The organism is Janthinobacterium sp. CG_23.3 (genome assembly GCF_046115965.1).
In the GTDB taxonomy this organism is placed as follows: Bacteria; Pseudomonadota; Gammaproteobacteria; order Burkholderiales; family Burkholderiaceae_D; genus Janthinobacterium.
Map to the genome: position 1 here is coordinate 1 of NZ_JBJXIB010000194.1, position 6521 is coordinate 6521.

The 6521-nt window shown below is 67.3% G+C and carries 6 protein-coding genes and 1 pseudogene; 1 reads left to right on the forward strand and 6 read right to left on the reverse strand.

Features of this window, described 5'->3' with window-relative positions; translation table 11 throughout:
• The 6 genes and pseudogenes from ACFDR9_RS26390 to fliF all read right to left on the reverse strand — a co-directional run.
• Window positions 1-399 (reverse strand): annotated as a pseudogene (locus tag ACFDR9_RS26390) (hypothetical protein); the annotation flags it as partial.
• Window positions 400-437: 38 nt separating this feature from the next.
• Window positions 438-878, reverse strand: a complete 441-nt coding sequence (gene fliJ, locus ACFDR9_RS26395) for a flagellar export protein FliJ (protein ID WP_017878927.1) — start codon at window positions 876-878, stop codon at window positions 438-440.
• A 35-nt stretch (window positions 879-913) separates the two neighbouring features.
• A complete protein-coding gene (gene fliI / locus ACFDR9_RS26400) occupies window positions 914-2230 on the reverse strand; it encodes a flagellar protein export ATPase FliI (protein WP_198292095.1) in 1317 nt (438 codons plus the stop codon).
• Between the two features lie 74 nt (window positions 2231-2304).
• Complete coding sequence (locus ACFDR9_RS26405) at window positions 2305-2979, reverse strand: flagellar assembly protein FliH (RefSeq protein ID WP_051068409.1); 675 nt, start codon at window positions 2977-2979, stop codon at window positions 2305-2307.
• Window positions 2980-3019: 40 nt separating this feature from the next.
• Complete coding sequence (gene fliG / locus ACFDR9_RS26410) at window positions 3020-4018, reverse strand: flagellar motor switch protein FliG (protein ID WP_026133414.1); 999 nt, start codon at window positions 4016-4018, stop codon at window positions 3020-3022.
• Between the two features lie 34 nt (window positions 4019-4052).
• Window positions 4053-5765, reverse strand: a complete 1713-nt coding sequence (fliF, locus tag ACFDR9_RS26415; protein ID WP_409032896.1) for a flagellar basal-body MS-ring/collar protein FliF — start codon at window positions 5763-5765, stop codon at window positions 4053-4055.
• A 266-nt stretch (window positions 5766-6031) separates the two neighbouring features.
• Here fliF and fliE point away from each other — a divergent pair, with 266 nt between their 5' ends.
• Window positions 6032-6391, forward strand: coding sequence for a flagellar hook-basal body complex protein FliE (fliE, locus tag ACFDR9_RS26420; protein ID WP_409032897.1), 360 nt, complete (start codon window positions 6032-6034; stop codon window positions 6389-6391).
• The last annotated feature ends 130 nt before the right edge of the window (window positions 6392-6521 follow it).

Genomic DNA, 6521 nt, shown 5'->3' on the forward strand with positions numbered 1-6521 from the left:
GTTGGGGGTGGTTTTGGCTTGTGGTGAGATGTTTTGGTCCGGGTGTTTTTGGTCCTTGTGTGTTGGTTTTTGTTTGTGGGCTTGGCCTTTCTCTGGCGCCGCCTTCGCCTGCGGCTGGGCCGGCGCCGGCGTGGCCGCCCCGGCTTGTTGCTGGGGCGCTGGCTTGGGCGGCAACTGCGCCGCCGCGGCGGCCGGCCTGTGCGGCGCCGGCGCCGTGTTCCTCGCCGGCATCGGCGCCGGCGCCTGGCCGCCGCGGTTCTGCGCTTGGCGTTGCTCGATCTGGCGCGTCAGCGCGCTCTGGAAGTCGACGCCGTCGGCGGCCCCGGCGGACGGGCCGGCCTTGGCTTGCTGGGCCGCGATGTTGCTGCTGGACTGGACGGGAAGGATAGGGGTTTGCATGCTGGTGCCGTATGGTGAAGGTTGCCGGGATGGCGTTCTCAACGTTTGTAATACGCCTGGCGTGCCGCGTGTTCGTCCATGGCCTTTTGATCGCGCTTGTTTTCCAGCTTCAACGCGGCCTCTTGGGCGCGGTTGTCCAGCGTGGTGTAGGACATGCGTTTGCGTTCGCTCAACTGCCACGCCGCCCGTTCCGCCTCGCTGCGGCGCTGGGCGTGGCGCACCACTTCCCGCTGGCCGCTGATGGCGTTGTCGAGCTTGTCCATGAAGGCTTGGAAGTTGCGGAAGGCGGCCGGGGTGATGCCGGCCGCCATCGTCGCCTCGAAGCGGCGCGCGTAGTCGTCGCGGTAATCGCTGAGCATTTGCAGCTTCTGCTGGCAGTCGTCGACCGCCTTCAGCGCCGCGCCCAGGCGCTTCGCGGTGTCGTCGGTTTCCCGGCGGGCCAGATCAATCAGTGTTTCTAGTTGGGAGCGGGAGGCCATAATGACTCATTATAGGACGCCGGTCGGGTCCACCATCACTCGAATAGAGCGGTAAGTTGCTGCAAGCTCTCGGCCATGCCGACCCGTTCGGTGATTTGCTGTTGCAAGAAAGCCTCGATGCGATCGTGCAGCAGGATCGCCTTGTCCAGCACCGGGTCGGTGCCGGGGCTGTAGGCGCCCACGCTGATCAGGTCGCGGCTGCGCTCGTAGCGCGAATACAGTTGCTTCAGGTTGCGCGCCTGCTGCTGGTGCTCGTAGCTGGTGATCGAGTGGGCGGCGCGGCTGATCGACTGTTCGATGTCGATGGCCGGGTAGTGGCCGGCCTCGGCCAGGCGCCGGTTCAGCACGATGTGGCCGTCGAGGATCGCCCGCGCCGAGTCGGCGATCGGGTCTTGCTGGTCGTCGCCCTCGGTCAGCACGGTGTAGAAGGCGGTGATCGAGCCGCCGCCCTCGGCGCCGTTGCCGGCGCGCTCGACCAGCACCGGCAACTTGGCGAACACCGACGGCGGATAGCCCTTGGTGGCCGGCGGCTCGCCGATGGCCAGGGCGATTTCGCGCTGCGCCATGGCGTAGCGAGTCAGCGAATCCATGATCAAGAGCACGTTCTGGCCCTGGTCGCGGAAATGCTCGGCGATCGCCGTGGCGTAGGCGGCGCCCTGCAGGCGCATCAACGGCGGCGTGTCGGCCGGCGCCGCCACCACCACCGAGCGCGCCAGCCCCTCGGCGCCCAGGATTTGTTCGATGAATTCCTTGACCTCGCGGCCGCGTTCGCCGATCAGGCCGACCACGACGACGTCGGCCGCCGTGTAGCGCGCCATCATGCCCAGCAGCACGCTCTTGCCGACGCCGGAGCCGGCGAACAGGCCCATGCGCTGGCCGCGGCCGACGGTGAGCATGGCGTTGATCGAGCGCACGCCGACGTCGAGCGTGTCGACGATGGGCGCGCGTCCCAGCGGGTTGGCCGGGCGCACGTTGATCGGCGCGCTGTCGACGGTGTGCAGCGGTCCCAGCTGGTCGAGCGGGCGGCCGGCGCCGTCCAGCACCCGGCCCAGCAGTTGCGGCCCGACCGGCAGGTGGCGCGCCCGGTCGCTGGGGCGGCGGCGCTGGTGTTCGACCTTGCCCGGGCGCGGTATCGTCGGCTCGACCGGGAACACGCGGGTGCCGGGGACGATGCCCTCGACGTCGCTTTGCGGCATCAGGAACAGGCGGTCGCCGTCGAAGCCGACCACCTCGGCCTCGACCCGGCTGCCGTTTTGCAGCGGCACGGTGCAGGCGGCGCCGACGGCCAGGCGCAGGCCGACCGCTTCCATCACCAGGCCGGCGACCCGGGTTACCCGGCCCGACACCTGCATCGGCTCGACGAAGCCGACCAGCGCGCCGCAGTCGGCCAGGTATGCGTGCCAGCGGCCGGCGTGCAGGTTCTTGCTCACGGCGCCAGCCAGTCGACGTCCTTGCCCAGCGCGTGGCTCAGGCGCTGCCAGCGCGCCGAGGTTTGGGCGTCGATCTGGTTGCTGGCGGTGTCGATCTTGCAACCGCCGCGTTCGATCGTCGGGTCTTCGATGACGCGCCAGCCGCCCTTGTCGATTTCCTCGCCGATGCCCTCGCGCACCACCTTGGCGTCGTCCGGGTTGAGTATCAGCAGCGCCGGTTGTTGCAGCACCGGCAGGTATTCTATGGCTTCGCGGACGATCGGCAGCACCAGCTCGGGCTTGACCAGCAGCGCCGTTTTCAACATGCCCTTGGCCAGTTGCAGGGCCAGCTCGAGCACCTCGTTGGCGATCAGCTGGTCGGCCTCGGCCAGCGCGCCGCCGAATGCCAGCGCCAGCGCGCGCAGGTGCGCCAGTTCGACGGCCGAGGCCGCCTTGCCCAGCGCCAGCGCCTCGGCCTCGCCGTCGGCGTAGCCTTCGGCGCGGCCGGCCGCCACGCCCTCGTCGTGGCCGGTGGCGCGGGCCTGTTCGCGGATCGCGTCCAGCTCGTCCTGGGTCGGGTAGTCGGGCGGCGCCGGCGCCTCCTCCGGCCATTCCGGCTCCGGCTCCGGCACCGGCTCGGCCGCCTTGCGCGCCGCCACGGCGCTGGCGCGCTCGTCGCCGAAGGAGGTCATCTCCCAGCGCTGGTAGGCGCTCTGTTGCTCTTTCGGCACGTTAGACAAACGAATCCTCGCCTTTTCCGCCCAACACGATCTGGCCTTCGTCGGCCAGGCGGCGCACGATCTGCAAGATCTGTTTTTGCTGCGCCTCGACCTCGGACAGGCGCACCGGCCCCTTCGATTCGAGGTCTTCGCGCATCATCTCGCCGGCGCGCTGCGACATGTTCTTGAAGATCTTGTCGCGCAATTCCTGCGAGGCGCCCTTGAGCGCGATGATCAGCATTTCCGACTGCACCTCGCGCAGCAGCAACTGGATGCCGCGGTCGTCGATGTCGATGACGTTGTCGAACACGAACATCTCGTCCATGATCTTTTGCGCCATGTCGTTGTCGTAGTTCTTGATGTTGTCCATCACCGAGCCTTCTTGCTCGCCGCTCATGAAGTTGAGGATCTCGGCGGCCGCGCGCACGCCGCCCAGCGAGGATTTCTTGATGTTCTCGTTGCCCGACAGCAGCTTCGTCAGCACGTCGTTGAGTTCGCGCAGCGCCGCCGGCTGCACCCCGTCCAAGGTGGCGATGCGCAGCACCACGTCGTTGCGCAGGCGGTCGGTGAAATGGCCGAGGATTTCGCAAGCCTGGTCGCGCTCGAGGTGGACCAGGATGGTGGCGATAATCTGCGGGTGTTCGTTACGGATCAGCTCGGAGACCGACTGCGAATCCATCCACTTCAGGCTTTCGATGCCGGAGGCGTCCTTGCCGCCGAGGATGCGCGACAGCAGCACCGAGGCCTTGTCGTCGCCCAGCGCCTTGGTCAGCACCTGGCGGATATACTCGTCCGAATCGAGGCCGACGGTCGAATTCATCTCGGTCTGGGCGCGGAAGTCGTTGAGCACCTCGACCACTTGTTCGTGGGCGATGCCCTTCATCGTCGCCATCGCCGCGCCCAGCTTGAGCACCTCGCGCGGGCCGAGGAACTTCATCACCTCGGCGGCCTCGCTCTCGCCCATGGCCAGCATCAAAATGGAGGCCTTCTGCAATCCTGTCGTTTCACTCATGGTCGTCGCTCACTGTCGTCAATACGTCAATACGTCAATCGTTGTTGCCTATCCACGCCTTGATGACGTTGGCCACCACGCGCGGATCCTCGCTGGCGAGTTTCTTGGCCATCGCCAGGTTTTCGCGGTAGCCGCGGGCCGTGTCGGCCTCCATCGTCGCCAGCGCCTGCTGGCTGACCATTTCCTCGTCGACTTTTTCCTCTTCGTCGACGACTTCCTCGATGACCGGCGGCGGCGCGGCGAAATCGTCGATCTTGCGGAACACCGGACGCAGCATCGGACGCACGATCTTTATGAAAAGATACAGCAAGATCAGCGCGGTGATGAGGAACTTGGCCAGTTCCTTGGCCAGCGGCAAGTTGGCGGCGTCGCGCCACCAGTCCAGCGTCGGCTCGGCCGGCCGGTCGACGCCGTCGAAGCGCGAATTGGCGACGCTGAAGCTGTCGCCGCGCTCCTTGTTGTAGCCCATCGCCTCCTTGACCAGGTTGTTGATCTGCACCAGGTCGGCGGGCGACAGCGGCGTGACGTTGATCTTACCGTCCTTGCCGACGCTGCGGCGGTAGTTGACCACCACCGCCACCGACAGCCGGCGCAGGCCGCCCATCGACTTTTGCTCGTAGCGCACGGTCTTGTCGACCTCGTAATTGGTGGTCGAATCCTTCTGCGTCGGCGCCGCCGGGGCGGGCGCGGCGCCGGTCGGCGCGGTCGCCGTCAGCGGGGCCGTGGCCACGCCCGGCGGCTGGTTCGACAGCGCGCCCGGCACGCCGGCCGGGTTGGCGTTGGCGGCGCCGCTGCTTTCGCTGGTTTGCTGGCTGCGGATCGACGAGGCCTCCGGCGGCGAATTCGGCTTGTAGGTCTCGGCGGCCTGCTCGACCTGCGAGAAATCGACGTCGGCGGTGGCCTCGGCGCGCACGTTGTCGGCGCCGACGATGGGCGCGATGATCGACTCGACCTGCTTGATCACGCTCTGCTGCAACTGCTGCACATACTTGAGCTGGTTCGGGTCGAGGTTTTTTTCCTTGCCGGCGGCGGCCTTGTCCTTGTCGTTGTTCGACAGCAGGTTGCCGGCCTGGTCGACCAGGGTGACGTTGGCCGGCAACAACTCCGGCACGCTCGAGGCGACCAGGTGGACGATGGCGCTGACCTGCAACTGGTCGAGCGCGCGCCCCGGATGCAGGTTCAGCAGCACCGACGCGGTCGGCTTTTGCTGCTCGCGCACGAACACCGACGGCTTGGGCAGCGCCAGGTGGACGCGCGCGCTGTCGACGGCGCCGACCGACTGGATCGACTTGGCCAGCTCGCCCTCCAGGGCGCGCTGGAAATTGACCTGCTCGAGGAATTGCGAGACGCCCAGCTTCTGGTTTTCCATCAACTCGAAGCCGACGTTGCCGCCCTTCGGCAAGCCCTGCGCCGCCAGCTTCAGGCGGGCGTCGTGGACTTGCTCGGTCGGCACCAGGATCGCCCCGCCGCCCTCGGAAAACTTGTGCTTGATGTTGAGCTGGTCGAGCGAGGCGGTGATGGCGCCGCCGTCGCGGTCGGTGAAATTGGAGAACAGCACGCGGTACTCGGGCGGCTGGTTCCACAGGTACAGCGCGAAGCCGACGCCGACCAGGGCGGCCACGCCCAAGCCGCGCAGGAAATTCTTGCCCATCGGACTCTGGGCGAAGTTGCGCATGGACTCGACCGGCGTCAAAGGGACGGCCGGTGCGGCGTCGGGGTTCAATTGGAGTTCTTCCGCTACAGCCATGGTCGGTTTCCGGGCGCGTCGTCAAGGTGGGTCGTGGGGCCAAACCAGCAGCGGGATGGGGCGAATGGAGGCTATTATCCGGCGCCGCCGGGCTCGGCCATCGGCGGAACAGAGCGGCGATTCCGGCCCTGCTCCGGGCAGCGCCGGGCGCCGCCGCTGCTATTCTGTAAGCCTGACCTCGCCTGTGCAACATATTGTACTCGCGTGGTCGACTATGCCGCGAATTTGTTCTTCTGCGGTAACAGATTAGCGGATCGGGGGGCAAGGTGAAAACAGGCGGTATCGACAGCAGCAGGATAGAGGCGATGATCGCGCAACTGAAGGCGGCGGCGACGCGGCCGCAGGCGGGCGTGGGCGTCGTCGTCGGCGCGCCCGCGCTGCAGGCCGAGGCGCCGGCGTCCAAGGTCAACTTCTCCGACGCCCTGAAGGGCGCGATCGACGCCGTCAACGGCGCCCAGCACAAAGCCGAGGACATGGGCAAGAAATTCGCCCTCGGTGACGACTCGGTGAACCTGTCCGACGTCATGATCACCATGCAAAAGGCCAGCATCTCCTTCCAGGCCAGCGTCCAGGTGCGCAACAAGCTGGTATCGGCCTACCACGAAATCATGAACATGCAAGTCTAGCGCGGCGCCGCGACGCAACAAACCCTGGGGGGGGGGGGGGGGGGGGGGGGGGGGGGGGGGGGAGGGGGGGGGGGGGCGGGGGAGGGGGGGGGGGGGCGGGGGTTTTGCAGGGAGCGGGCTTGGGGCGTGC

Bases quoted from the DNA above. Each gene is read 5' to 3' on its own strand.
- ACFDR9_RS26405 (WP_051068409.1), bottom strand. From the start codon at position 2,979: ATGACCTCCTTCGGCGACGAGCGCGCCAGCGCCGTGGCGGCGCGCAAG.
- fliF (WP_409032896.1), bottom strand. From the start codon at position 5,765: ATGGCTGTAGCGGAAGAACTCCAATTGAACCCCGACGCCGCACCGGCC.
- fliI (WP_198292095.1), bottom strand. From the start codon at position 2,230: ATGCAGGTGTCGGGCCGGGTAACCCGGGTCGCCGGCCTGGTGATGGAA.
- fliJ (WP_017878927.1), bottom strand. From the start codon at position 878: ATGGCCTCCCGCTCCCAACTAGAAACACTGATTGATCTGGCCCGCCGG.
- fliG (WP_026133414.1), bottom strand. From the start codon at position 4,018: ATGAGTGAAACGACAGGATTGCAGAAGGCCTCCATTTTGATGCTGGCC.